The following is a 25,263-nucleotide window of genomic DNA, read 5'->3' on the forward strand; positions in this document are numbered from 1 at the left end:
ACAGTAAGTATTGCCGTACTCTTTTGCCTCACCTGCAGTGATCTTGGGAGTGGACATATGAAGAGGAACGCGGTGCTGGTGGTCGCCACCGCCCTGGCCTGCGCCGCCGGGACGGTCGCCGTGGCCGCCCCTGCGCACGCCGCCGCCTGGAAGGACATCCCGGGCGCGGCGCTGAACTACAACGGCTCCCTCGACCGGGTCGACTTCGGCGCCAAGAACGCCGGATGGGCCGTCGGCGCGGCCGGCAACCTCTTCGGCCCGCAGGCCAAGATCGCGCGCTGGAACGGCTCGTCCTGGGTCGCCGACACCAGCCCGGCCGCGTTCACGCCGACCGACGTCGCCGTCGCCGGCGCCGACAAGGCGTGGATCATCGGCTACAGCCTCTTCGGCACCACGAGCCTGCACTGGAACGGCACCAAGTGGAACCAGGTGGCCTACCCCCTGGTGGGCTTCCCGACCGCCGTCTCCGCCGCTCCCGACGGCACCGCCTACTCCATCGCCGGCATCGACGCCGCCGCCGGCGGTCCCAGCGCCATCCTCCGCTGGACCGGCAGCGGCTGGGTCGACCCCCAGGTCCCGCTGCCCCCGTCGTCCTCGATCACGGCCGTGGACGTCCGCTCCAAGAACGACGTGTGGCTGGCCGGCACCACGTCGTCCGCCGGGACCTCCGTGACCGGGCTGGTCATGCACTGGAACGGGACGTCCTGGAAGCGGATCGACGTCCCGGGCAACATGGGCGTCCCCGCCTACCAGGGCACGCTGCACCGGATCGTCGTGAACTCGCCGACGAACGTCTACGTGCTGCGCGTCCGGCAGAACGCCCAGATCACGAACGCGATCCTGCGCTACGACGGCACGTCCTGGAAGACGATCAACACCCCGCTGAACGCCGCGGGCATCGGGCTGTCGTCCGACGGCGGCGACGGCGTCGTCATGCTCCCCATCACCACCGGGGACAAGTCGCAGTACATGCACTACAACGGCACGTCCTGGACGACGCTCAACGGCCCGGCCCGCTCCGGCACCGTCCAGGCCACCGACGCCGACCCCCGGCCCGGCACCACGGCCATCGTGAGCGTCGGCACCGCCTCCACGCCCGACAAGAAGAGCCCCTTCATCGAGTACTTCAGCTGACCACTTCGTTGACTTGCGGCGTGTTGTTGCTATCCGGCTTGCGATAACAACAACACGCCGCAAGTCAACGGGGTGTCGTCTCGGGGCGGGGCCTCAGCTGAGGACTGGGAAGTTGCTGCGGAAGACGCCGCGCGGGTCGCGGGTGCGCTTCAGTTCGCGCAGCCGGGCGAGCACGCCGGGTGTGAAGGCGTTCGCCGCACGCTCGCCCGGGGCAAGGAGTGTGAACGGCTTGCGGCCGGTCGTGTACGGGACGAGGGCGTCCGCCAGCTCCCGCCCGCGGTCTCCGACGGACGTCCCGCCGTCCTCGCCGGGGACGCCGAACATGTAGAGCGCGAACGGCTCGTCCAAGTGCCCGGCGGGAGTGCCGGACGGCCGCGCCAGGGCCCCGCCGAGATGCCGTAGCTGGACGGTGAGCAGCGGGTCGACCGGACGTTCCAGCAGCGCGTCGGCCACCTCGTCGGCCAGGTCCGTGAGCAGTTCCGCGCGGGACAGCCCCGGCCCGGGGTCGGTCGGCTCGGCGGTGATCGTGCCCAGCTCGGCCACCGGCAGCGCGGCGCGCGAGTCCGAGATCCTGCCGCCGACCTTGTCGAGGGGGCGGAGCAGCGCCTCGGCGGCGCCGCCGGCGCCGAGAAAAGTGCAGTCGACCGCCACCATCGGGGCCGCACCCGGATACTGCAGGAGTTCGTACCAGGTGGTCAGCTCGTCCGGCGCTCCGCCGGTGACCTCGCGGTAGGCGTCCAGGACGGCCGCCGCCCGCTCGGCCGGCCACAGCATCCGGCCGCCGTAGAGGCGCGGCGCGGGGTGCAGGTCGAACTCGACGGCGGTGACGATCGCGAAGTCGCCGCCACCGCCGCGCAGCGCCCAGAACAGGTCCGGGTCGGTTCCGGACGTCACCCGCGAGCGGGCGCCGTCCGCGTCCACGACGTCGAACGCGCGGACGCTTCCGGACGCCCACCCGTGCTTGCGGCCGAACCAGCTCAGCCCGCCGCCCAGCGTGTAGCCGGTGACCGTGACCACCGGGCTGCTGCCCGCGAGTCCGGTCAGGCCGTGCGGGCCGGCCTCCGCGAGGACGCGCCCCCAGGCGACGCCGGCGCCGGCCCGGGCGATCCGCTCGGCCGGGCGGACCTCCAGCTCGTCCAGCCGGGCGGTGCGCAGCAGGATCACCTCGCCGGTGTTGCCGCTCGCGCCGTGGCCGCTCGGCTGGGTCGCGACGGTCAGCCCGGCGAGCCGGGCATGCCGGACGAGGGCCGCCACGTCGTCGGCGTCGGCCGCCTCGACCACGGCGCGGACGGGCTGGTCCACCGCGAGGTTCCAGGGCCGCCGCGCCGTCTCGAACCCGTCGTCGCCCGCAGCGAGCACCCGGCCCCTGAGCACGCCGCGCAGTTCGTCCCCGATGTTCATGTTCTCTCCCCTTCGCTGCCGATGCGTCCACGGTGCTCCCCGCCGGCTGGGATCGGGCTGTGGTCGAGTTGGGGTGCCCGTAAGCTGGGGACTCAGCCGATTCGGGAGGGTGGATGGCGGCGGAACCGTCGTTCCGGCTGTTCGGCCCCCTGGAGGTCGCGGACGGGACGGGCCGCGCGCTCGACCCCGGCACCCGCAAGCAGCGCGCGCTGATCGCGATGCTGGCGCTGGAACCCGGCCGCGTCGTGTCGCTGGACCGGCTGATCGACGAGCTGTGGGCCGGTGAGCCGCCCGCCCGCGCCACCCGGACCCTGCAGGCGTACATCGCGCACCTCCGCAAGGCCCTGGAACCCGGCCGCGCACCGCGCACGCCCCCGGCGGTCCTGCTCACCCGCGAGCCCGGGTACCTGCTCGCCGTCCGGCCCGGGCGGATCGACCTGTGGCGGTTCACGGCCGGGGCGGAGGAGGGTCGCGCCGCCCTCGCCCGCGGGGCGCACGCGAAGGCCGTCGCGCACCTGGACGAGGCCCTCGGGCTGTGGCGCGGCGATCCGCTGGGGGAGTTCGCCGACCAGGAGTTCGCCCAGCCCGCGCTCGCCCGGCTCCACCAGGTGCGCATGACCGCCCTGGAGGACAGGTTCGACGCGAGGCTGGCCCTCGGCGAGGCCGCGTCCCTGATACCGGGCCTTGAGGCGCTCGTCGAGGACGGGCCTTACCGCGAACGCGCGTGGTCGCTGCTCGTCCTCGCCCTCTACCGCGCCGGGCGCCAGGCCGACGCCGTGGCGGCGCTGCGCCGCGTCCGGGCGCGCCTGTCGGACGACCTCGGCCTGCAGCCCGGCCCGGAATTGCAGGAGCTGGAACGGTCGGTGTTCGGCCAGTCGTCCAGCCTCCGCCCTCCACCGCGGAAGGCGTCGCGTGCAGCCGTGACCGCCCCGGCGGAACCGCGCGGCGACGACCTGGTCGCGCGGTCGGCGCAGCTGGCGCTGGTCGAAGGGCTCCTCGGCGAGGTGCGGCGCGGCCGGGGCGGGGTGGTCCTGGTGACGGGGGAGGCCGGGATCGGCAAGAGCCGGCTCGTCCGGGCGGCCGCCGAACTGGCCGCGGCCCGCGGTTTCCGGACCGCGTGGGGGAGCTGCGCGGACGGCACCGCCCCCGCCTTCTGGGCGTGGCGGCAGATCGTCCGGGATGCCGGGCACGAGTCCGGCCTGCTCTCGATGGAGTCCCTCCCTCCGCGGCACGACCCCGATACCGCGCTGTTCGCCCTGTACGAGCAGGTCCTGGACGTCCTGACGAGCGACGAGACCCCGCTGGCGATCGTCCTGGACGATCTGCACTGGGCGGACGTGTCGTCACTGCGCCTGCTCACCTTCATCGCGGACGCGGCCGCCCGGCACCGGCTGCTCGTCCTCGCCACCTGCCGTCCCGAACCCGGCGACGAACCCGGCGCCCTCCGCGACACCCTGGCCGCGCTGTCGCGGCTGGCAGAACGCGTCGAGCTGGAACCGTTCACCGCCGACGACGTGGCGTCCTACCTGCGGGCGAAAGGGGTCGGCGAGGAGCCCGGCCTCGCCGACGCCCTGCTCGCCAGGACGGGCGGCAACCCCTTCTACCTCGGCGAGGTCCTCCGGCTGCGCGGCAGCGAGGGGACCGTGCCGAGCGGCGCGCAGGACGTCATCGAACGCCGCGTCGCCCGGCTGCCCGAGGAGACGCGTGCGCTGCTGCGCGCCGCCGCGGTCGCCGGGCGCGATGTCGGCATCGACCTCCTGGAGGCGGTCACGGACACCACGCCGGAGCAGGTCATGTCCGCGATGGAGCCCGCCATCGCGACCGGCCTCATCGTCGAACCGCCCGCCGGTGCCGAGTACCGGTTCGCGCACGCCCTCGTCCGGGAGGCGCTGTATGCGCGCCTGGGCCGGCTGGAACGATCCCGGCTGCACCTGCGGGTCGGGGAGGCGCTCGAACCCGTCCTCCCCGAGGCGGAGTCGGCGACGCTCGCGCACCACTTCGCGCACGCGGCCAGGCTCGGCGGCGCGGACAAGGCGGTCAAGCACGCCTCCCGCGCGGCCAGGCACGCGACGGGCCAGCTCGCGCACACCGAGGCCGTCGACCTCTGGACGCTGGCGCTGTCCGTCCTCCCGCCCGGCGCGGACGCCGAACGGGCCCGCATCCTCACCGAGCTGGGGCAGGCGCGCCGCGCCGTCGGGCGCCCGGAGGAGGCCCGCCGCGACTGGGCGGAGGCCGTCCGGATCGCGCGGGGGATCGGCGACCGGGAGGCGCTGGTCCCCGCGGTCGCCGCCATCGGCGGCCCGTCGCTGTGGAACTGGCGCCCGTACGGCGTCGTCGACGGCGAGATGGTCGCGATCATCGAGGAGCTGCTGGCCGGCCCGCTCCCCGACGCCGACAGGGCGGCGCTGCTCGGCGCCCTCGCCCTCGAACTCCACTACGGCCCGCGCAGCGCGGAGGGCGAACGCCACGCCGCCGACGCCGTCGAACTGGCGAGGAAGACCGGCGACGTCCCGCTCCTCGCCCGCACCTTGAACAACTACCTGCTCGCGGCCTTCCGCCCCGGCCGCAACGCCGTGCGGCGAGCGGCGGCGCAGGAACTGGCGGACCTGCCCGGCCTCCCGGTCAGCGGCCAGGTGATGGCGCGCGTCTTCCTGATGTCGTGCCTGCTGCGCGACGGGGACCTGCCCGGCTGGGACCGCGAGCTGGCGCGCTGCGAGAGCCTGCTGGGCACCAACCCCAGCCCGGAGCTGGAGTCGATGGTCCGCGTCGCGCAGACCGCCCGCAGCACCCTGGACGGCCGGTGGGACGAGGCGGAGGAGCTCCTCGCCCACGACATGCGGTTCGGCTCGGCGCTCTGGGGCGGCCGCTTCCGGCGCCTGGTCACCACGTTCACCTGCCGCCGCGCGCAGGGCCGCGTGCCGGAGCTGCTGGACGAGCTGGTGGCCGCGGCGGGAGAGCCGGACCTCGTCCCGCTGCGTCCGGTCGCCGTCCTCGCGGCCGTCGAGGCGGACCGCCCCGGGCTGGCCCGCGAGCTGATCGGCTGCTGGGGATATGAGATGCCCGATAACTGGGTTAGTGACTTCCTTATCCCCGTATGGGGGTTGGTCGCCGCCCGCCTGGGCACTCCGGACCCTCGTGATCTCTATCGCCGCCTCGCTCCGTACGCGGACACGTTCGTCGTCGCCGGCATGGGCACCGCCTGCTGGGGCTCGACCGAGTACGTCCTGGCGGAACTGGCCCGCCGCCTGGGAGACCACGACGCCGCCCGAGCGCACGCACACCGTGGTGATGTAGCGCACAAGGTGACTTAGCGCACAAAACGAGCGACTTCCGCCACCCGACGGCGCGGAGCACGGGACACCCGTAGGCTCGTCCACCGAATCGACACCCGGGGGGAGGCTCATGGACATCATCAGCCGGGCGGAATGGGGCGCCCGGGCACCCCGATCTCGCAGCACGGTGAGCTGGTCCCAGCGGACCGAGTTCATCGTGCACTACTCCGAAGGCCCCACGAACCAGTCCATCCGCAGCATCCAGGACTTCCACATGGACGGCCGCGGCTGGGCGGACGTCGGCTACAACTTCCTGGTCGACATCACCGGGCGCATCTACGAGGGGCGCGGCTGGCTGGTCGTCGGGGCGCACGCCCCGGACCACAACACGTCCGGCATCGGCGTCTGCATGATCGGCCGCGACGGCGACTCCACCCCCGCGGCGAAGCGCGCCATCCGGTGGCTCTACGACGAGGCGGTCCGCCGGACGGGCCGGAACCTGGCCGAGCTCGGGCACCGCGACGTCTTCGCGACGAGCTGTCCCGGCGACGAGCTGTACGCCTGGGTGCGGGCCGGGATGCCCGCGGACATCGAGGAGGAGGACGACGACATGCCGGAGTACGTCTCCGTCGGTATGGACACCGCGCAGGATTTCCCCCCGAACACGTGGGTCACCGTCAACTGGGGACGGGAGCACTCCGACCGCGACCACCACCACTGGGACCGCGGCGGGCCGTCCTTCATCGTCGGCCCCGCCCGCTACGGCCTCACCGCCAACGTCCGGATCGACGGGCTCGCCCCCGGCACCGAGCTGCAGGCCCGCGCGATCGAGCAGGCCGAGTCGGGCGGCGACGTCGACCCCGGCCCGATCGCCGAGTACGTCGCGAGCAACGGCTCGACCTTCGTCCACTACAACCTCGCCGCGGACACCGTCGGCAACGGGTACCGGGTCCGGTTCCAGGTCATCCACTACGGCACCGAGACCGCCCGCATCTCCTCGGGCTCGGCCAAGGCGTTCGCCTGGCCCACGTGACGAGTCGCACACCCCGGTGGCTGTCCGAACGGTCAGATCTGACCGTTCGGACAGCTAACGTGGTCCCATGGCCCGATCGCCCACCGGTCTGCGGGAACGGCTCCTGACCTCGGCCCTCCGGCTGTTCGTCCGCCGCGGCTACCGCGGCACCTCGCTCGCCGACATCGCCGCCGACGTCGGCTGCTCGAAGGCCTCCCTGCTGTACCACTTCAGCACCAAGGAGGCGATCCTCGCCGAGCTGCTGCTGCCGATCGGCCGGGAGGCGGCGGCGCTGGACGCCCGGCTGGCCCCGCTGGACGACCGGGACGTCGCCGAGGCCGCGGTCGCCGGGTTCGTCGACCTCACCCTGCGGTTCCGCCGCGAGATGAAGCTCCTGTTCGACAACCTCGCCGACGCCACCTCGCTGCCCGACCTCGGCATCGAGAACTTAGACGGCATCGACGACCGGTTCGTCGAGGCGATGGCGGGCCGCTCCGCCGAGCCCGCCGACCGGGTCGCCGCGCACGTGGCGCTGGGCGGCGTCTTCGCGGCCGGCGCGGCGGCCGAGCGCCTGCCGTTCGACGACGCGATCCTGCGCGAATCGATGATCGGCAGCGCGCTGCGGGCCCTGGGGCGCGCTTCCGCCTGACCCGTTCCACGCCCCGCCGCACTCGCGGCCGTTCCGCGCCGCTCCCGCACAGCTCCTCTGGCCGCACTCGATCCCGCCCCACTCGATCCCGGCCGTACAGACCCCGGAAGGAAAGCTCCCCGATGGCGACCCTGCTCTACAGGCTGGGCCGATGGTGCTTCGGGCGCCGCGGCCTGGTCGTCCTCGTCTGGCTCGTCCTGCTCGGCGTCCTGGGCGGGGCCGCGGCCGCGTTCAGCGGCCCGACCTCCAACGAGTTCCGCATGCCCGGCACCGAGTCGCAGCGGGCGATGGACGCCCTGGAGACGCGGTTCCCCGCGGCGACCGGGGCGACCGGCACGGTCGCGATCGCGGCCCCGGAGAAGCAGAAGCTGACACCGGACCAGGTGGCGCCCATCGTGCGGCAGGCCGGTTCCGTGCCCGGCGTGACCGCGGCCGTCGACCCCTTCCAGGCCGGGTCGGTCTCGCCCGACGGCCGGTACGCCCTCGTCGAGGTCGTGTTCGACGGCGAGATCGCCGACATCACCGAGAGCCAGCGCGCCGCGTTCGTGGAGATCGCCGAGGACGACCACGGCGCCCTGCGCGTCGAGGCCGGGGGCGAGGTCGTCCAGGAGCAGCACGGCGCCAGCGCCACCGAGGCCATCGGCGTCGCCGTCGCCGCCATCGTGCTGATCATCACCTTCGGCTCGCTGGTGGCCGCCGGGATGACGCTGGTCAACGCCCTGGTCGGCGTCGGCGTCGGGATGGCCGCGCTGTACGCGCTGACCGGGGTCGTCAGCATGAACAACGCCACGCCGATGCTGGGGCTGATGCTGGGCCTGGCCGTCGGCATCGACTACTCGCTGTTCATCACGTCCCGCTACCGGCAGAACCTGCTGGACGGGCTGGACGCGCGGGAGGCGGCCGGGCGCGCCATCGGCACCGCCGGGTCCGCCGTGGTGTTCGCCGGGGCCACCGTGGTCATCGCCCTCGCCGGGCTGTCGGTCGTCGGCATCCCGTTCCTGACCGCCATGGGCCTCGCCGCCGCCGCCACGGTCGCGGTCGCGGTGCTCGTCGCCCTGACCCTGCTGCCCGCCGTGCTGGCCTTCACCGGTACCAGGATCCTCTCCCGGAAGCAGCGGGCGGCCGGGCGCTCCGCCAAGGAGGGCTTCGGCTTCCGCTGGGGACGCGTCCTCACCCGCCTGCGCCTCCCCGTCCTGCTGGCCGGGGTGCTCGCCCTGGGCGCGCTGGCCCTGCCCGTCCAGGACATGCGGCTCGCGCTGCCCGACGCGGGCACGGCGGCCGAGGACTCCCCGCAGCGGCAGGCGTACGACCTGACCAGCGAAGGGTTCGGCCCCGGTTTCAACGGGCGCCTCATCACCGTGGTCACCGGCGACGACCCCGGCGCCGCCGAGACCGCCGCGCAGCGGACGGCCCAGCTGATCGACGGGGTGGACGGCGTGCAGACCGTCGCGCCGCCGCGGTTCAACGAGGCGGGCACGACCGCGCTGGTCGCCGTGATCCCCGAGAGCGGACCCAGCGACGCGGCCACCGAGGAGACCGTGCACGACATCCGCGACAAGGTCGCCGGGGTCGAGGGCGCGCACATCGCGCTCACCGGCACGACCGCGCTCGGGATCGACATCTCCGAGAAGCTCGCCGACGCCCTGCCGGTCTACCTGCTCCTCGTGGTGGGCCTGTCGATCCTGCTGCTGATGCTGGTCTTCCGCTCCATCCTCGTGCCGGTCAAGGCGGCGGCCGGGTTCCTGCTGACGGTCGGCGCGACGTTCGGCCTCACGACCGCCGTCTTCCAGCAGGGGCACCTGGCGTCCCTGGTCGGGGTCGACTCACCGGGCCCGCTGATCAGCTTCCTGCCCATCATCCTGATCGGCATCCTGTTCGGCCTCGCCATGGACTACGAGGTCTTCCTGGTCTCCAAGATGCGCGAGGACTTCGTGCACGGCGACCCGCCGCGCCAGGCCACCATCAACGGGCTCGGCCAGAACGCCCGCGTGGTCACCGCCGCCGCCTTCATCATGTGCTCGGTGTTCGCGGGGTTCGTCCTCACCCCCGACCCGATCATCAAGTCCATCGGGTTCGCGCTGGCGGTCGGCGTGTTCATCGACGCCTTCATCGTCCGCATGACGCTCGTCCCGGCCGTGATGTCGCTGTTCGGGCGCGCCGCCTGGTGGCTGCCCCGATGGCTGGACCGCGCGCTCCCCAACCTGGACATCGAAGGAGAGAACCTCCGGCAGGCCCTGGACGAGACCGCCGTGGACCAGAAGGAGCACGCCACCGTCCGGCGCTAGAACGGCCGGCTCCGGCCGCTGGTCAGTCCCAGCGGCTGGAGCGCTGGCGCTTGACGGCGGAGCGGCGCTTCTTGTTCTCCAGCCGGCGTTCGTTGATGCCGCGCGGGACCTTCTTGGGGATGCGCCTCTTCGGCGGCGGGGCCGTCGCGTCGGCCAGCAGGGCGGCCAGCCGGGCGCGGGCCGCGTCGCGGTTGCGGAGCTGGGAGCGGTACTCCTCGGCGCGGACGGTCAGCACGCCGCGGACCAGCCGGCCGCCGAGGCGGTCCAGGGCGCGGGCCCGCAGGTGCTCCGGGAGGGACGGGGAGTTCGCGACGTCGAACGAGAGTTCGGCGGCGGTGGCGCTCGTGTTGACGTGCTGCCCGCCCGGCCCCGAGGAACGGGAGAAGCGCCAGTTCAGCTCGGACTCCGGGATGGAGACCGAGCCGCTGACCTGAATTTCGCCGGACATGCGTCCATTGTCGCAGGCCGCAGGTGATCTTGTCGTCCGAGTTTCACCCCGCATGACGACAACTGCAAGTACTTACTTACAATGATCGGTATGACCGAAGGCGAAGGACTGTTCCGAGACGGCGATCTCATCCGTGTCATCGGCCGCGAGGGGGTGCTCATCGCGGCGGGCGGTGCCGCGTCGCTGCTGCAGACCGCCCATCCCAAGGTCGGGCAGGGCGTCTACGACCACAGCTACACGGCGGACGACCCGTCCCGAAGGCTCCGCAACACCATGGGCTGGGTCTACACCGTGCAGTTCGGCACGCGGGAGGAGGCCGAAGCGCTCAGCGCCCTGGTCCGGAAGGGGCACGAGGCCGTCACCGGTCCCGACTACGAGGCGAACGACCCGGAGCTGCAGGTGTGGGTCGCGGCCACGCTGTTCGCCGTGGCCGCCCAGTTCTACCAGCTGCTCTTCCGGCGGACGCTGAGCCGGGCGGAGCTCGAGGAGTTCTACCGGCAGAGCAAGGTCTACGCGACGATCCTGGGCTGCCCCGAGGAGCGGATGCCGGGGACGTACACCGAGTTCCGCGAGTACTACGCGAACATGCTCCACACCCTGGAGGTCAACGACACGTCCCGCGCCGTCGCGGAGCAGGTGCTGCATCCGAAGCTGCCGGGCGGCCCGCTGGGCGCGCCGGGGCTCGCTGCGGTCCGGCTGCTCACCGCGGGGCTGATGCCGGCGCCGATCCGCGAGCAGTACGGGTGGAAGTGGAACGCCGGCCGGGAGTTCCGGTTCCGGCTCCTGATCAAGGCGCTGCAGGTGGTGTACCCGCGGCTGCCGCTGCGCGTCCGGACGATCCCGCGGGACGTCTACCTGACCTCGACGCGGCAGATGCTGGCCAAGACGAGGCGGCGGCCCGCCATCTCGATCAGCACGAACGGATACGGCAAGGACGCGGCCGCGTGACCCACAGGGTAGCCACGCGGCCGCTCTCCCTTACTCGGTCCCTCCCCACCCGGCCCGGTCGGAAGGGACCTCCTGGCCCGGTGTCGCCGTCCGTCCGCCCGCTCCCCCCAGAGCCTGGCCGAACGGCGTCCCGGGTCAGACCGGGGGTACCGGATCACCTTGCAGACTGCAGCGCCAGGCTGTAGCCCGCCTGGAACGAACCTGAAAGTGTCCTGAAAGCCGCAGTCGGCGGAACCCTCGACCGGAGGACGTGCGGCGCGCCGTCTCCCCGGCCGCGGGGGCCGTCGAAGCTGGCCAGGGCGCGGACTCCCGTTCCCTGTCGAGACCGGGGCGCGCCCTGTACGGGTACCTAAGCGCACTTACCTGAAAGTTGCCTGAATGCCGACACCGGGCCGCTAAGGCGTCAGTCCTCGTCGAGCGGCAGGACGACCCGGAACGTGGCGCCCTCGCCCGGGGCGGAGTCGGCCTCCACCAGTCCCTCGTGGGCCGCGACGAGCGCGGCGACGATGGCGAGGCCGAGGCCCGCTCCGCCGCCCTCCCGCGACCGGGCCTCGTCCGCCCGGTAGAACCGCTCGAAGACGCGTTCCGAATGCTCAGGGGCCAGGCCGGGGCCCTCGTCGGCGACCTCGACGACCGCCGCCGGGGCGTCGCGCAGCGTGCCCGGCCTGAGGCGGACCTCGACCGTCGTGCCCTCCGGGGTGTGCACGATCGCGTTGGTCAGCAGGTTCCCGAGCACCTGGCGCAGCCGCGGCTCGTCCCCGAGCACCTGGTACGCGAGACCTCCCTCGACCGTGAGATCGATCGTGCGGTCGGGTGCGAGAACTCTCGCCTCCTGGACAGAGTCGGCGGCGACGGCGAGCAGGTCCACCGGACGCCGCTCGATCGGGCGCTGCCGGTCCAGCCGGGCGAGCAGCAGCAGGTCCTCCACGAGGAGGCCCATCCGGGACGCGGTCTGCTCGATCCGGCCGATCAGCCTGTCCAGCTCGCCGGGGCTGCGGGCGGCGCCCTGCCGGTAGAACTCGGCGAACCCGCGGATCGCCGTCAGGGGGGTGCGCAGCTCGTGGCTGGCGTCCGCGACGAACCGCCGCATCCGCTCCTCCGAGCGCAGCGCCGTCCGCTCCGACCGCCGCGCCGCCGCCTCCGACTCGGCGCGGGCGCGGAAGGCCGTCTCGATCTGCGTGAGCATCGCGTTCAGCGACTGGCCGAGCCGCCCCATCTCGGTGCGCGGATCGGTCTGCGGGACGCGGCGGGCCAGGTCCCCGGCGGCGATCGCGCCCGCGGTCTCCTCGATCTCGGCGAGGGGGCGCAGGCTCGCCCGGACCAACCAGACCCCGAGGCCGACCAGGCCGACCAGCACCAGCAGCCCCACGATCGCGTCGATCACCACGAGCCGGCGGACGGTCCGGTCGACCTCCTCCAGGCTGAACGCGAGGACGAGGACCGCCCCGTCGCCGTCCGGGATCGGCTCGGCCAGGATCCGCCACGACGAGCCGGAACCGCCGGTCCCCGAGACGGTGAACGGCTCGTCGAGCCGCCCGGACAGGTCCTCCGGCAGACGCGGATGGCCGGACTCGCTCCACGCCGGGTTCTGCCCGACCGTGCGGCCGTCGTTGACGCGGATCTGGCCGTAGACCTCGCTCGGAATCCGGTAGGTGAACCGGGTCCGTCCCTCCTCCAGCTCCGGCAGGTGCTGGGCGACCTGGGCCATGGTCCGGCCGACGGAACCGCGCAGCTGGTCGTCGGCCCGCCCGACCAGGTACTGCCGCAGCACCGACGCGCTCGCCGCGGCCATCACCGTCATCCCGACGGTGGCGATGACGAGCATCCCCGCGACCAGCTTGACGCGGAGCGACGTCCGACCCCACAGGCGTTCCAGCCCGTTCCGCGGCCACTGGGACCGGTTGTCGCGACCCGGGCCTTCCGGGGACGACGGAGGAGCACCGGCGTCGGCCGCCGGAACCCGCGCGGGCATCAGCCCGGTCTCGTCGGCTCGCGCAGGACGTAGCCCACACCGCGCAGCGTGTGGATGAGCCGCGGCTCGGCGTTGTCGACCTTGCGCCGCAGCGCCGAGACGTACGATTCGACGATCCCGGCGTCGCCGCGGAAGTCGTAGTTCCAGACGTGGTCGAGGATCTGCGCCTTCGACACGACGCGGCCCGCGTTGGCCATGAAGTACCGCAGCAGCTTGAACTCGGTCGGCGACAGCTGGATCGCGCGCCCGCCGCGCCACACCTCGTGGCTGTCCTCGTCGAGCTCGACGTCCGCGAACACCATGCGCGGCGTCGGTTCGGCCACCCCGCCGCGGAACCGCCGCAGGACGGCGCGGATGCGGGCGATGACCTCCTCCAGGCTGAACGGCTTGGTGACGTAGTCGTCCCCGCCGATCGTCAGGCCCTTGACGCGGTCCTGGACGGCGTCCCGGGCGGTCAGGAAGAGGACCGGGGTGTGGTCGCCGCCGGACCGCAGCCTCCGCGCCACGTCGAACCCGTCTATGTCGGGCAGCATCACGTCGAGGACGATCAGGTCCGGCCGGTGCCGCCGCGCCGACTGGACGGCGTCGGCCCCGTTGGTGGCGGTGACCACGTCGAACCCGGTGAAGCGCAGGCTGCCGGCGAGCAGTTCCAGGATGTTCGGCTCGTCCTCGACGACGAGGAGCGTCGCCTCGGCCTTGCCGCCGCCGTTCGCCGTTCGATCAACCAATGGCACAGTCCTCCTCCACATCACCGCGAAGGCTCCCACCCGAACCTGAACGTCCCCTGAAAGCCCGCAGAGGATCCGGTGAGTGGTTCGTCCCCATCGTGCCCCGGGTGAAGCCGGTGCCGTCCCGCCTATCGGCGCAGGTCGCGGATGGCCCGCATCGCCTCGCGGCGCACGTCGCCGGACAGGACGTCGATGTAGAGGCCGCCGTCCAGATGCCCGCACTCGTGCTGGAGGCAGCGGGCGAAGTAGCCGGTGCCCTCGACGCGGGCGGGCCTGCCCTTCACGTCCACGCCCTCGACGGCGGCGTACGCGTGGCGCGGCGTGTCGAACCGCATGCCCGGGACGGAAAGGCAGCCCTCCGGCTCGACCAGCAGCTCGCCGCCGGTGGCCACGAGCCTCGGGTTGACGACGTGCCCGACGTGCCGGCGGCCCTTGTCGTCCTCGCAGTCGTACACGAAGACCCGCAGGCCGACCCCCACCTGGTTGGCCGCGACCCCGGCGCCGTCCTCCTCGTACATGGTGGCGAACATGTCGTCGACGAGGCGCTCCAGCGCGGTGTCGAACGTGCGGACGGGGTCGCACTCGGTGCGCAGGACCGGGTCTCCGAGGAGCCGGATCGGGCGGGTGGTGCCGCGGCGCGCGTGGGTCCTCTTGCTCACCCCGCGATCTTAGGACGCAGCGGTGCGCCCGGCCGGTGAGGGCCGGACGCACCGCGAGATCGCCTGACGTTTCCGAGCGGGCCGTGCGAGGCGTTGCCGGCCGTTACAGCTCGATGGGGCCGCGGGACTGCTGCTGCGGCAGGGGGCCGCCGGGCTCGTCGGCGGGCCGGGCGGGCTTGGGCTGCGGCGCGGGCGCGTCGCCGTCCCGCGCGGCCGCCGGCTCGGGCTTCTTCATCGACGGCGCCGACGGCGGACCCTGCTGGGCGGGCGCCGGGGGCGGCGGGGCCTGGGCCGGCTTGGGCGCGGGCGGGATCGGCTTCGGACCGGCCGCGGGCTGCGTGCCGGAGGAGGACCCCTGCGCGGGCTGCGCGGGCGCGGCCTGCGGGGCCGCGGGCTGGGCCGGTGCGGGCGGTGCCTGCGGCGGCTGGGCCTGCGCGGGCTGCTGCTTGCGGGGCGCGCTCTGCCGGACGGCGTCCTCGACCATCTTCTCCAGCGGGCCCGCCTCGTTCTCGGCGGTCAGCAGCCGGTGCAGCGTCTCGCTGATCTCGGTGAGGCGCTGCAGGGCCTGGGTGTGGTTCTTGGTGAGCGAGGTCAGGCGCTGCGTCGCACCCTCGTTGATCACGCTCGCGCGGCGCTCGGACGCGGTGAGGGTGCGCTCGGCCTCCAGCCGCGCGCTGCTCACCGTCTGCTCGGCCTCCTGCTTGGCGCCCGACAGGATGCTCTCGGACTCCTTCTTGGCGGAGGCCAGCACGGACTCGGCCTTGTCCTGCGCCTGCGTGAGGTTCTTCTCGGCGTGCGCGCGGGCGTCGTCGATGATGCGCTTGGACTCCTGCTCGGCGTCCTTGCGGATCTCCGATCCCTTGGCCTCCGCCTGGGCCACCTTGTCCTGGGCCTCGTCCTCGGCGAGGTTGATGATCTGGCGGAGCCGGTCGCTCAGGTCGTCGCCGGTGGGCTTGCGCGCCTCCCGCAGCTCGGCCATCTCGCGCCGGATGCGCTCGACGTCGTCCTGGGCCCGGGCGAGCCGCGCCTCCAGCTCGCGGTGCTTCTGCTGGGCGCGGGCGATGTAGTCGTCGACCTGGCGGCGGTTGTAGCCGCGCATGACGATCTCGAAGGACTCTTCTTGGAGGAGATTCGGCAGGATTTCGGCTTCGTTGCTCATGGTGCCTTGGGGGGTCGTTGGCGGGGCCATCACCCCGTCAGGGTCGGTCGCGATAACATCCTCACCCGCCTGTCAGCGGGTCCGCATGTGGAAACGTACGAATGACTCTCGTCCGGTCCACCCCATTCGCGCAACCGGAACGCGCTTCTCGCTGCCGTTTCTTCACCTGGATAGGCCCGACAAACTATCCAATCCGCCCAAACTTCGCGCGCCGGGGGTGCCGTCCGGTACCGGACGGGCCGCCGCCTAGCATCGGCCGCATGAGCTACGTGGGATCGTTGGGTGAGGAGCGGCCGGAGATCGACCCCGAGGCGTGGGTCGCGCCCGGCGCGGTCGTCGTCGGCCGGGTGACGCTGGGCCGCGCGTCGAGCGTCTGGTACGGCTCGGTGCTGCGCGGCGACGACGCGGAGATCATCGTCGGCGAAGAGTGCAACATCCAGGACCTCAGCTGCATGCACGCCGACCCGGGGGTGCCCGCCGTCCTGGAGGACCGGGTCAGCCTCGGCCACAAGGCGATGGTGCACGGCGCCCACGTGGAGACCGGCTCGCTGATCGGGATCGGCGCGATCGTCCTGAACGGCGCCCGGATCGGCTCCGGGACGCTGATCGCGGCGGGCGCGCTCGTGCCGCCCGGCAAGAAGATCCCCTCCGGCGTGCTCGTCGCCGGGACGCCGGGCCGGATCGTCCGGGAGCTGACCGACGACGACCGGCTCGTCCTGCGGCACACCCCGGAGGTGTACGTCGCGAAGGCCCGGCGGCACCGCACCGCCGAGTGGCAGTGACCGCCGAACGCGGGTGACCGCCGGATCCGGCCGGTCGTCCGGTTCAGATTGCTGCCGCGCCGACCTGCGGTCATGCGGCGAATGAGCCGGTGCGGGGCGCCCCGGCGGGCTCCGGCTGACTACGATGACGATCGTGGTGTGGGGACCGGGCTATGGCAGTGCTCCGCCGCCCAGCCCCCAGATGGGGCAGGATCCGTTCGCGGAGGCAGAGCGGGACACGAGGGCGATGGTGGCCGCCGTGTGGTGGCCGTCGGCGCCTCCTCAGCAACGCCATCACGCGATCGGCGGGCGCATGCTCGCCCTGCCCGACGGCACCTGGTGGCTGTTCGGCGCGTGGGCCCGCTGGTACCGGCTGCACCCCTCCGACGGGCAGTGGTACCTGTGCCCGCCGCCGCGCACGCCCGCCGTCCGGATGGCGGCCCGGCCCGCTCAGCAGGCCCCCGGCCAGGTGCCCAACCTGCCGCCGCACGTCGTCCCGGCCGGGCCCGACTTCTCCTACGACCCGCCGGGCGGCCTGACGTTCGTCGGGCACGGCTTCGCGACCGAGGTGTCCTCGCGCGTCCGCTCGACCGTCGAGTCGGCGGCGGCGCTGCCCGCGCCCGAGTACCCGCACTGGTGGCCGGAGTTCGCCAGTGGCGCCCCCTCCACCGTGGTCGCCGCCTGGGGCGTGATGCTGTGGTGCGCGTCCGCGCCGGTGTTCGACTCGCGGCTCGACCCGCAGATGCTCGACCTCTGGAAGCCGTACCGGGCCAAGCCCCTCCCGGAGGTGGACGGCCCACGCTGGCTCACCCCGCCCGCCCTGGAGACGCTGGTCGGGCTCTACGCGGAGCGCCTTCGGGCGAGCCGGGTGGACGCCGCGGTCGTCGTCCTGCGGACGATGTGGGCCGTCGCCAGCGCGCTGCGCGACGACGTCCGGTACCAGGCCCGCGCGGACGCGCTGCTCGCGATCCTCGGCACCACGCTCGCCAACCCGACCGTCGACTACGGGGCGCTGCCTTACGGTGACCAGGCGATCGTCCAGCAGTGGCTCACCCGCTGCCCGCCGAACCTGGTTCCCGCGCTGCGGAACGAGAGCTCGCCGGGGGACAACTTCCGGCACGCCTTCTACACGCTCAGCGAGCTGGTAGCCGACCTCTCCGGCGATCCCGTCGACCCCGCCTACATCGAGCCCCGCCTCGTCGCCGCCGCGCTGCTCGCCGCCGACCTGGACGTCGTCCGCAAGGACATGGTGGGCAACATCGTCCCCTGGCTGGACCCTGAGATCCGCTACACGGTGCAGGCGGTGTCGGAGCAGAAGGGCCATCCGCTCCGCCGGCTGTGGCCGCAGGACATGCGCCTCCCCGAACCGCTGCGCTCGGCGGCCGGCTCCGGCTCGGGCGCGGAGTCGCTGCTGGCGGCGATGTACGAGGTCGACCTGGCCTGGTGCCGGCTCGGCGGGATGCCCGCCCGGCCCCGCGGCTTCCCGGTCCCGACCGCGATCATCGCGGGGATCATCGGCCGCGGACGGGCCCGCGCGACGGCCGTCACCCCGACCGTGACGCCGCCGCCCAACCCGGCGCCCTCGCCCATGGTCGGCATGCAGAGCCAGCCCGGGGTCGCGCCCGGTGCGTCCCCGCAGCCGCACGGGGCGCCGTCCGAGCCCGACCGCCCGTTCGTCCAGCCGCCCGCGCAGCCCGGCCGGGAGGACGCGCCCGGTGCCGCCGCGCCGCCGTACGAGCCGCCGTCCCCTCCGTCGCCGCCGGGACCGGGGCAGGGGCAGGAGGCCGCGTTCGCCGCGTCCGCGCCGCCTCCGCCCGCCGGGGAGGACGGCGACGACCAGAACGCCGCGCCGCCCTACACAGAACTGGGTTTCCAGCGTCCGGCCCCCATGCAGCGCCCCGCACCGATGCAGAGCCCCGCACCGATGCAGAGCCCTGCCCCGATGCAGAGCCCTGCTCCGCCTCCGGTCCCGGCGCAGGAGCAGCAGCCCGCCTCGTCCCCGCAGCCCGCCGCCGGATACTCCCCTCCGGAGGAGCAGGACCAGGACGAGAACCCCATGCCGCCGTACACGCAACTCGGTTACCAGCCGGCCGGTGCCGCTCCTCCGCAGCAGGCGCCTCCTCCCCAGCAGGCTCCGCCGAGCCCGGTCCCGCCTGTTCCGCAGCCGGAGCCGGAGCCGCCCGTCCGCCAGCAGGTCCAGCCCGCGGCGCCCACGGCGTTCGACCCGTACTCCACGCGTGTCGAAGACGATGTGCCGCAGGGCCCGCCCGCCTCGCCCATGCGGCAGCCGCCTCCCGCTCAGGGGCCGCCCGGCACGCGCATCCTGGGCCCCGGCGACCTGGAGGACGACCTGCCGGAGGACACGCCCGTGGATCATCCGGCCCCACCCGGAGCCGCGCCGCCGGGCACGAAGATCATGTCCAAGACGATGGTCGGCGACTTCGACTTCCTGGACGACACGCCCTCGCCCGAACAGCCCGTCCACGAGATCCCGCCCCCGAGCGACCGCAGCACGCGCCGCGTCCTGGAGCGGTTCGGGTTCGGGTTCGTCTACGGCGATCACGACGCGGCCCCGCTCCTGGGCGACCTGCGGGCGCAGGCCCAGGAGTGGAACGCGCCCGCGGGCTCGGCCATCGAGGAGACCCGGGTGGACGGCGCGCCCAGCTCCATCGGCTCCGGGCTGCCGGGCGCGCTCCTGGTCGGCGGCCCGCACTCGGGGCAGCGCCGGCTGGCCAGGATGATCGCGCTGACGCTGGCGAACGCGGGCCTCGGCGACGGATCGATCCGCGCGCACGACGCCGAGGACGTCCGGGACGCCCCCGCCGAGCGCATCGGGCAGCTCCTGTCCCAGCCGGGGCCGGTGATCCTGTTCGAGCGGCTGGACGCGGCGATCAACGACGCGCCCGACCCGGCGGCGGTCGTCGGCGCGGTCCGCCGGGCCCGCCGCGACCCGGTGAACACGACGCCGGTGATCGCGACCTGCGAGCCGCACGCCTACCGGCGCCTCCTGCAGGAGCACCCGAAGCTCGTGCAGGCGTTCCGCGTCCACCGGCTGCCCGACTTCAGCGACCTCGACAACCGGATGACGCTGCTGCACCTGCTGGCCGACGAGCGGCGCGTCACCATCGGCGCGTCGGCGCTGGAGGTCGTCCGCGAGGACCTGAACCGGCTCCGCGGGCCGGGCGACCTGGTCAACGCGCGCCTGGTCGAGACGTACCTGGACCAGGCGGCGCAGCGGAACATGGAGCGCGCGGGCGCGTCCCACGACCGGCTCGTGCTGACCCCCGACGACCTCGCGGGCGTCGCCGAGGGCATCGAGCCGGCGCTGCGCCCGCCCGGCGACATCGGCGGCTACCTGCGGCAGCTCGACCAGCTCACCGGGCTGGAGGACGTCAAGGCCGCCGTGCACGAGCTGGCCGAGGAGGCGAGGCTCGCAGCGGACCGGGCCAGGTACGGGGTCGCCGGCGGCGAGACGCGGCACCTGATCTTCGTGGGGCCGTCCGGCACCGGCAAGACGACCGTGGCGGGCCTGGTCGGCGGCATCTACGCGGCGCTCGGGCTGCTCGGCTCCGGCCACGTGGTCGCCTGCCGACCCGTCCACCTGGCCGGACGGGACCGGATCGACACCGAGCGCCGGGTGGGGAGCATGGTCGAGCAGGCGCTCGGCGGGGTGCTGCTGATCCAGGAGGCGTACCGCCTCGACCGCAGCCCGGCCGTGGTGGACGAGCTGCTCCGCCGCATGAACCCGGGCGGCGGCCAAGGGCAGGGGATGGGCCGCTTCCTGGTGGTCTGCTCCAGCCCGGCGGCGGAGATGGAGGGCTTCCTCGCCGGCAATCCCGCCTTCCGCGCCGAGTTCGGCCGGATCCTGGAGTTCACCGGGATGGGCGACCGCGACATGGTCCGGCTCTTCCAGAGCTACGCCGAACGCGACCTCTACATGCTGGACGAGGAGCTGCGCGTCGAGCTGCTCAGCCGGTTCGAGCGGCTGCGCGACGACCCCCAGTTCGCCTACGCCCGCACCGTCCGGGCCCTGTTCGAGCAGACGGTGGCGCGGCAGGCCGCCCGGCTCGCGGGCGCCGACGTCAACGCCGCGACCGTGGCCCGGCTGACGGCCCGCGACCTGCCCGAGACGCCGCTGGAGCAGATGCTCGGGGACTTCCGCCCCGGAGGCTGAACCGCTCGTCCGCCCGTTCCGCCCGTCGGACGGAGGTATCAGACCGACACCGCCCGGGAAGGCTAGGAGGACGGCCGGCGCCGGCCCGGGGCGTTCCCCAGAGGGACCCGTGACCGGCCATCCGGAGGGCTGTGGGGGTCCCCCGGATTGACAGGGTCGGGGTGGCCCTCGAATGGCCCGCATGGGTCATGTGCCCGACAGGGCCGGACGCGTAGCCTCGACTTGGGTGTGGGGAACGAACGGAGGTGGACGCGGTGCGCCAGAACCTTGATTTGCGCGTCCACGACCGTGTTGCGCTGGACGAGATCGAACTCTATGCCGAGATGCTCAGCGCGGTGGCGGCGGCGGAACGGCCGCTCACCGTCGCGGAGATCGACATGGTGCTCGGGGTACGGTCCGACGAAGCCGGTCGTCGCGAGCTGACGCCACAGGACTAGGCGGCCCGGGGAGCATTCCCCCGGCCACCGAGCCGTTACGCGCAGTGCACCGGGGACGCCGATACGGCGTCCCCGGTTCGTCTTTTTGGCCCTACCGCGACGGGTGTCCCGGACGGAACGTTGTAATGAATCTCACGCATGAGGCATCTGACCGGCCGGGCAGCCCCCTCCGCGGGCGCCAGATGGCGCGACGCCTTGCAGATAGGGACCTGCACACTGGGTAGGTACCTGGTGATCTACGGCAATCTCGTAGGTGAGAGGATGGTGGGCACCAGCCAAAGCTGGGGCAAAGGTTCTTTTTACGGCTGGTTGCGCCTACGATCCTCTGCGGACTGTTCCGGCACTTCAGGAGAATGACGTGCGCTTGCGTCTCACGCCGCGTGAGGACAGCTTCTACGACATGTTCGCCGATTCGGCGAACAACCTGGTCACCGGCGCCAGGTTGCTCGTAGAGCTCATCAGCGACGGCGCCGACCGGCCGGCCATCGCCGAGAAGATGCGCGCCTGCGAGCACGCGGGCGACGAATGCACCCACGCGATCATGCGTCGGCTCAACGAAAGCTTCATCACCCCCTTCGACCGCGAGGACATCTACCGGCTGGCCTCGACGATCGACGACGTGATGGACGAGATGGAAGAGGCAGCCGATCTCGTCGTCCTCTACAAGATCGACGAGTTCCCCAAGGGCGTCGTCGCGATGGTGGAGGTGCTGGAGCGCGCCGCCGAGCTGACCGCCGAGGCGATGCCGCGGCTGCGCTCGATGAAGGAGCTCAACGAGTACTGGATCGAGATCAACCGGCTCGAGAACCAGGGCGACCAGGTCTACCGCAAGCTGCTCGCGCAGCTGTTCAACGGCGACTACGACACCCTGACCGTGCTGAAGCTGAAGCAGGTCATCGACCGGCTCGAGGACGCCGCCGACGCGTTCGAGCACGTCGCCAACACGGTCGAGACGATCTCGGTCAAGGAATCATGAGCGTCCGGGACGAACCACCCGGATCCCCGCGCCCTGCCGGCTCCACCGAAGGCGGGATGGTGGGCGCGGTCCTCACCAAGGAGGACCCGCCGGGGGCCGATCCGACGCTCGCCGAGCAGGTCCGCCGCGGCCCGGCCAGGTTCTGGCCGTTCCTGCTGGTGGGCATCCTGGCGGTGGTCGTCTCCGGGGCGCTCGGCCTGCGGCAGGACGCGCAGACCGCCGTCCTCATCCTGGTCGTCGTCATCGCCCTGGTCTTCGACTACACCAACGGGTTCCACGACGCCGCCAACGCCATCGCGACATCGGTGTCCACCCGGGCGCTGACACCCCGGGCCGCGCTGATCATGGCGGCCGTGATGAACCTCATCGGCGCGCTCCTCGGCGTCGAGGTCGCCAAGACCGTCAGCGAGGTCATCACCCCGCCCACCGGACTGCACGGCCTCACGGTGGTCGCCGCCGGCGTGCTCGGCGCGATCACCTGGAACATGATCACGTGGTACTTCGGGCTGCCCTCGTCGTCCTCGCACGCCCTGATCGGCGGCGTGGTCGGGGCCGGCGTCGCGTCGGCGTCCGCGGTGAGCTGGAGCACCGTCGTGGAGAAGGTCGCCATCCCGATGGTGATCTCGCCCATCGCCGGGTTCGGCCTCGCCTACATGGTGATGGTCGCCATCCTGTGGATCTTCCGCCGCGCCAACCCCGGGCGCGTAGGCCGCCGGTTCCGCATCGCGCAGTCGCTGTCGGCGGCGTCGATGGCGCTGGGGCACGGCCTCCAGGACGCGCAGAAGACGATGGGCATCATCGTCCTCGCCCTTGTGACCACCGGCCACGCCACCGGCGAGACCGTCCCCCTGTGGGTCATCCTCGCCTGTGCGACCGCCCTGGCCCTCGGCACCTACGCCGGCGGCTGGCGGATCATGCGGACGCTGGGCCGCAGGGTCATCGAACTCGATCCCCCGAAGGGGTTCGCCGCGGAATCGACGGCCTCCCTGATCCTGTACGCGACCGCGTACATCTGGCACGCTCCAATCTCCACCACGCACACGATCACGTCCTGCATCATGGGCGTCGGCGCCACCAAGCGCCTCTCCGCCGTCCGCTGGGGCGTCGCGGGCAACATCATCACCGCCTGGGTCCTCACCATGCCCATGGCGGCGGCAGTGGCGGCCCTCGTGTACTTCGTGGTGCACCTGTTCGGCGCGTAGCTAGCCCAGGGGGGCGACCACCTGGAACCCCCGGTCCGCACGGCGCACCGCTTCCCGATCCGCTCCGCGTCTCGTGAAACGGCGCCCCGTGCGGCGGGTCGTGCGACCTCCGGTCGCAGCACGACCTCCGGCCGCACGACCCGTGGGGTCGGCTGGGGTCGTCTCCACGGGGGTGTCGGTTCGAAACGTGAAACGGCCCGCCGTCTGGGGGACGGCGGGCCGTTGTCTGTGGTTTTACTGGCCGGAGATTCTGTTCAGGGGTGGTGGGGAGAGGGTGCCCTGGGCCTGGAAATAGGCCACGAAGGCGTCCAGGTCTATCGGGCCCAGGACCTGGTCGGTTCCCTCGGTGAAGACGGTGAAGCCGTCGCCGCCGCCCAGGAGGAAGTTGTTCGCCGCGACCTTGTAGGTGGCGGCCGGGTCGATCGGGGCCCCCCCGATGGTGATGGCGGAGACGCGGTCGCCGACCGGGTTCGCGCGGGTGATGGTGAAGTTCAGGTTGGCCGAGGGCTGGAGGATCTTCTCGCCCGCGTCGGTCCACTGCTGTTCGAGGAGCGCGTCGAGCTGCGCGCCGGTGAGCGAGACGACGCCCATCACGTTGCTGAACGGCTGCACGGCGAACGCCTCGCCGTAGGTGACGACGCCGTCGCCTTCCGCGCCGCTCGCCGCGTAGGTGAGGTCGGTGCGCACGCCTCCCGGGTTCATCAGGGCGACCTGCGCGCCGAGGTCCTGCATCGAGGCGAGCTGGGCGTCGGCGATGAGGTCGCCGAGCGCGGTCTCGCCGGAGGGGGACGGCGCGCGGGTGATGTCGGCGGTGATGTTGCCGATGGGCCGGTTCGCGATGTCGGCGACGCGGTCCTTCCAGGTCTGGACGAACCGCTCGGTCTTCGGGTCCGGCGGCACGTCGCGGGTCACGACGTGGTTGTCGCCGCGCAGCGAGGACCGGACGATGTCACCGGTGCGCCGGTTCACCTTGAGGTTCACCTCGGTGATCACCCGGCCGAAGGAGGAGCCGGACGAGAACAGCCGCGGCTGGCCCTTCGGGTCCTGGACCGAGCAGACGTACTGCTGGTGGGTGTGCCCGGACAGCACCACGTCGATCTCCGGGTCGGCCTCCTCGGCGATGCGCGACCCCGCGCCGGGGACGACACCGCACGCGTCGGGCCGCTGGCCCGCGTTCACCTGGTCGCCCTCGTGGACGAGCAGGACCATCGCGCGGACGTTGCGGCGCTTCAGCTCGCGGGCGGCGCGGTTCGCGGCCTCGACCTCGTCCTGGAACTCCAGGCCCTTGATGCCCTCCGCGGTGACGATGCTCGGCGTGGTCTTGGTGACGACGCCGATGAAGCCGACGCGGACGCCGTTGACGTGGCGGATCGTCCACGGCTTCAGGAGGGGGCGCTTCCAGTGGCCCTGCTTCTTCAGCACGTTGGCGGAGAGGTAGTCGAACTTCGCGCCGCGCCACTTGCCCTCGGGGGAGCAGCCGTCCTCGGGGTGGCACCCGCCGTGCTGGATGCGCAGCAGCTCCCGGTAGCCCTCGTCGAACTCGTGGTTCCCGACCGCGGACGCGGTGACGCCGATGTCGCCGAGGAACTGCACCGAGGGCTCGTCGTGGTACGCGGCGGAGATCAGCGGCGTGGCCCCGATGAGGTCGCCCTGGGCGACGGTGAGGGTGTGGCGGTCCCGCAGCCGCTTCATGTGGGCGGCGACGTAGGCGGCGCCGCCGGCGTCCACGGTCTCGCCGTTCTCGTTGATGGCGCGCCCTGAGCTGCCGGAGGGCGGTTCCAGGTTGCCGTGGAAGTCGTTCAGGGCCAGTAGTTTCACAGAGGCTGTTGCCGGGGGGCTTGGGGGGTCGCCCCCCCGGAAGTGAGAAGACGCTGTAGGTGCGGGCCGTGCGGCGGCGGGTTGCGCGGTCAGCGCGATGACCGTCAGCCCGGCCGCGGCGCACGCCAGGATGGTGCGTCGTCGAGTCATGCAGCGGACGGTAAGCGCGTCCGGCATACGGTTCCCGGCGGCCCGGTGACGTTTCTGTGACAACTTGATCAGGCTCGC

Annotated in this window: 18 protein-coding genes; 11 read left to right on the plus strand and 7 right to left on the minus strand. The window is 72.8% G+C overall.

Features of this window, described 5'->3' with window-relative positions; genetic code table 11:
* Nucleotides 1–57: 57 nt before the first annotated feature.
* Nucleotides 58–1,134, plus strand: a complete 1,077-nt coding sequence (locus tag IEZ03_RS20590; RefSeq protein ID WP_184880420.1) for a hypothetical protein — start codon at nucleotides 58–60, stop codon at nucleotides 1,132–1,134.
* A gap of 93 nt (nucleotides 1,135–1,227) precedes the next feature.
* On the opposite strand, the gene IEZ03_RS20595 is transcribed toward IEZ03_RS20590, so the two are convergent.
* Nucleotides 1,228–2,535, minus strand: coding sequence for an FAD-binding oxidoreductase (locus IEZ03_RS20595; protein WP_184880422.1), 1,308 nt, complete (start codon nucleotides 2,533–2,535; stop codon nucleotides 1,228–1,230).
* A 113-nt stretch (nucleotides 2,536–2,648) separates the two neighbouring features.
* Between IEZ03_RS20595 and IEZ03_RS20600 the strand changes: the two genes are divergently transcribed.
* From IEZ03_RS20600 to IEZ03_RS20615, 4 genes are all read left to right on the plus strand, one after another.
* A complete protein-coding gene (locus IEZ03_RS20600; RefSeq protein WP_184880424.1) occupies nucleotides 2,649–5,846 on the plus strand; it encodes an ATP-binding protein in 3,198 nt (1,065 codons plus the stop codon).
* A 91-nt stretch (nucleotides 5,847–5,937) separates the two neighbouring features.
* The gene (locus IEZ03_RS38720) at nucleotides 5,938–6,840 is read left to right on the plus strand and encodes an N-acetylmuramoyl-L-alanine amidase (protein ID WP_184880426.1); all 903 of its coding nucleotides are present in this window, start codon (nucleotides 5,938–5,940) and stop codon (nucleotides 6,838–6,840) included.
* 67 nt (nucleotides 6,841–6,907) lie between these two features.
* Nucleotides 6,908–7,468, plus strand: a complete 561-nt coding sequence (locus IEZ03_RS20610; RefSeq protein WP_184880428.1) for a TetR/AcrR family transcriptional regulator — start codon at nucleotides 6,908–6,910, stop codon at nucleotides 7,466–7,468.
* Between the two features lie 122 nt (nucleotides 7,469–7,590).
* Nucleotides 7,591–9,753 carry an MMPL family transporter gene (locus tag IEZ03_RS20615; RefSeq protein ID WP_184880430.1) on the plus strand — a complete coding sequence of 721 codons (2,163 nt, stop codon included), beginning with the start codon at nucleotides 7,591–7,593 and terminating at the stop codon, nucleotides 9,751–9,753.
* Nucleotides 9,754–9,775: 22 nt separating this feature from the next.
* Here IEZ03_RS20615 and arfB read toward each other — a convergent pair whose 3' ends face one another.
* A complete protein-coding gene (arfB, locus tag IEZ03_RS20620; protein ID WP_184880432.1) occupies nucleotides 9,776–10,201 on the minus strand; it encodes an alternative ribosome rescue aminoacyl-tRNA hydrolase ArfB in 426 nt (141 codons plus the stop codon).
* Between the two features lie 90 nt (nucleotides 10,202–10,291).
* On the opposite strand from arfB, the gene IEZ03_RS20625 reads away from it, so the two are divergent.
* Nucleotides 10,292–11,149 (plus strand): oxygenase MpaB family protein, encoded by an 858-nt coding sequence (locus IEZ03_RS20625; RefSeq protein ID WP_184880434.1) that lies wholly within the window; start codon nucleotides 10,292–10,294, stop codon nucleotides 11,147–11,149.
* Nucleotides 11,150–11,552: 403 nt separating this feature from the next.
* On the opposite strand, the gene IEZ03_RS20630 is transcribed toward IEZ03_RS20625, so the two are convergent.
* The 4 genes from IEZ03_RS20630 to IEZ03_RS20645 all read right to left on the minus strand — a co-directional run bounded on the left by IEZ03_RS20630 (nucleotide 11,553) and on the right by IEZ03_RS20645 (nucleotide 15,667).
* On the minus strand, nucleotides 11,553–13,121 hold the full coding sequence (locus IEZ03_RS20630) for a sensor histidine kinase (RefSeq protein ID WP_184880436.1): 1,569 nt from the start codon (nucleotides 13,119–13,121) through the stop codon (nucleotides 11,553–11,555).
* On the minus strand, nucleotides 13,121–13,849 hold the full coding sequence (locus IEZ03_RS20635) for a response regulator transcription factor (RefSeq protein WP_131983829.1): 729 nt from the start codon (nucleotides 13,847–13,849) through the stop codon (nucleotides 13,121–13,123). Before IEZ03_RS20635 ends, IEZ03_RS20630 begins: the two co-directional genes overlap by 1 nt.
* Before the next feature lie 128 nt (nucleotides 13,850–13,977).
* A complete protein-coding gene (gene def, locus IEZ03_RS20640; protein ID WP_184880440.1) occupies nucleotides 13,978–14,508 on the minus strand; it encodes a peptide deformylase in 531 nt (176 codons plus the stop codon).
* A gap of 103 nt (nucleotides 14,509–14,611) precedes the next feature.
* Nucleotides 14,612–15,667 carry a DivIVA domain-containing protein gene (locus IEZ03_RS20645; RefSeq protein WP_184880442.1) on the minus strand — a complete coding sequence of 352 codons (1,056 nt, stop codon included), beginning with the start codon at nucleotides 15,665–15,667 and terminating at the stop codon, nucleotides 14,612–14,614.
* Between the two features lie 260 nt (nucleotides 15,668–15,927).
* On the opposite strand from IEZ03_RS20645, the gene IEZ03_RS20650 reads away from it, so the two are divergent.
* From IEZ03_RS20650 to IEZ03_RS20670, 5 genes are all read left to right on the plus strand, one after another.
* Complete coding sequence (locus IEZ03_RS20650; protein WP_184880444.1) at nucleotides 15,928–16,449, plus strand: gamma carbonic anhydrase family protein; 522 nt, start codon at nucleotides 15,928–15,930, stop codon at nucleotides 16,447–16,449.
* A gap of 133 nt (nucleotides 16,450–16,582) precedes the next feature.
* Entirely contained in the window at nucleotides 16,583–20,602 is a 4,020-nt protein-coding gene (locus tag IEZ03_RS20655) for an ATP-binding protein (RefSeq protein ID WP_184880446.1), read from the plus strand.
* A 245-nt stretch (nucleotides 20,603–20,847) separates the two neighbouring features.
* A complete protein-coding gene (locus tag IEZ03_RS20660; protein ID WP_021597037.1) occupies nucleotides 20,848–21,039 on the plus strand; it encodes a hypothetical protein in 192 nt (63 codons plus the stop codon).
* 358 nt (nucleotides 21,040–21,397) lie between these two features.
* Nucleotides 21,398–22,015: a DUF47 domain-containing protein gene (locus IEZ03_RS20665; protein ID WP_184880448.1), complete on the plus strand. Its 618-nt coding sequence runs from the start codon at nucleotides 21,398–21,400 to the stop codon at nucleotides 22,013–22,015.
* A 56-nt stretch (nucleotides 22,016–22,071) separates the two neighbouring features.
* Nucleotides 22,072–23,217, plus strand: a complete 1,146-nt coding sequence (locus IEZ03_RS20670) for an inorganic phosphate transporter (RefSeq protein ID WP_184890337.1) — start codon at nucleotides 22,072–22,074, stop codon at nucleotides 23,215–23,217.
* A 234-nt stretch (nucleotides 23,218–23,451) separates the two neighbouring features.
* On the opposite strand, the gene IEZ03_RS20675 is transcribed toward IEZ03_RS20670, so the two are convergent.
* Nucleotides 23,452–25,035 carry a bifunctional metallophosphatase/5'-nucleotidase gene (locus IEZ03_RS20675; protein WP_229808432.1) on the minus strand — a complete coding sequence of 528 codons (1,584 nt, stop codon included), beginning with the start codon at nucleotides 25,033–25,035 and terminating at the stop codon, nucleotides 23,452–23,454.
* Nucleotides 25,036–25,263 lie beyond the last annotated feature (228 nt).

This window comes from Actinomadura livida (genome assembly GCF_014648675.1).
GTDB classification, from domain to species: domain Bacteria; phylum Actinomycetota; class Actinomycetes; order Streptosporangiales; family Streptosporangiaceae; genus Spirillospora; species Spirillospora livida.

Bases quoted from the DNA above. Each gene is read 5' to 3' on its own strand.
- IEZ03_RS20670 (WP_184890337.1), top strand. From the start codon at position 22,072: ATGGTGGGCGCGGTCCTCACCAAGGAGGACCCGCCGGGGGCCGATCCG.
- arfB (WP_184880432.1), bottom strand. From the start codon at position 10,201: ATGTCCGGCGAAATTCAGGTCAGCGGCTCGGTCTCCATCCCGGAGTCC.
- IEZ03_RS20600 (WP_184880424.1), top strand. From the start codon at position 2,649: ATGGCGGCGGAACCGTCGTTCCGGCTGTTCGGCCCCCTGGAGGTCGCG.
- IEZ03_RS20590 (WP_184880420.1), top strand. From the start codon at position 58: ATGAAGAGGAACGCGGTGCTGGTGGTCGCCACCGCCCTGGCCTGCGCC.
- IEZ03_RS20630 (WP_184880436.1), bottom strand. From the start codon at position 13,121: ATGCCCGCGCGGGTTCCGGCGGCCGACGCCGGTGCTCCTCCGTCGTCC.
- IEZ03_RS20645 (WP_184880442.1), bottom strand. From the start codon at position 15,667: ATGAGCAACGAAGCCGAAATCCTGCCGAATCTCCTCCAAGAAGAGTCC.
- IEZ03_RS20625 (WP_184880434.1), top strand. From the start codon at position 10,292: ATGACCGAAGGCGAAGGACTGTTCCGAGACGGCGATCTCATCCGTGTC.
- IEZ03_RS20615 (WP_184880430.1), top strand. From the start codon at position 7,591: ATGGCGACCCTGCTCTACAGGCTGGGCCGATGGTGCTTCGGGCGCCGC.
- IEZ03_RS20610 (WP_184880428.1), top strand. From the start codon at position 6,908: ATGGCCCGATCGCCCACCGGTCTGCGGGAACGGCTCCTGACCTCGGCC.
- IEZ03_RS20595 (WP_184880422.1), bottom strand. From the start codon at position 2,535: ATGAACATCGGGGACGAACTGCGCGGCGTGCTCAGGGGCCGGGTGCTC.
- IEZ03_RS20650 (WP_184880444.1), top strand. From the start codon at position 15,928: ATGAGCTACGTGGGATCGTTGGGTGAGGAGCGGCCGGAGATCGACCCC.
- IEZ03_RS38720 (WP_184880426.1), top strand. From the start codon at position 5,938: ATGGACATCATCAGCCGGGCGGAATGGGGCGCCCGGGCACCCCGATCT.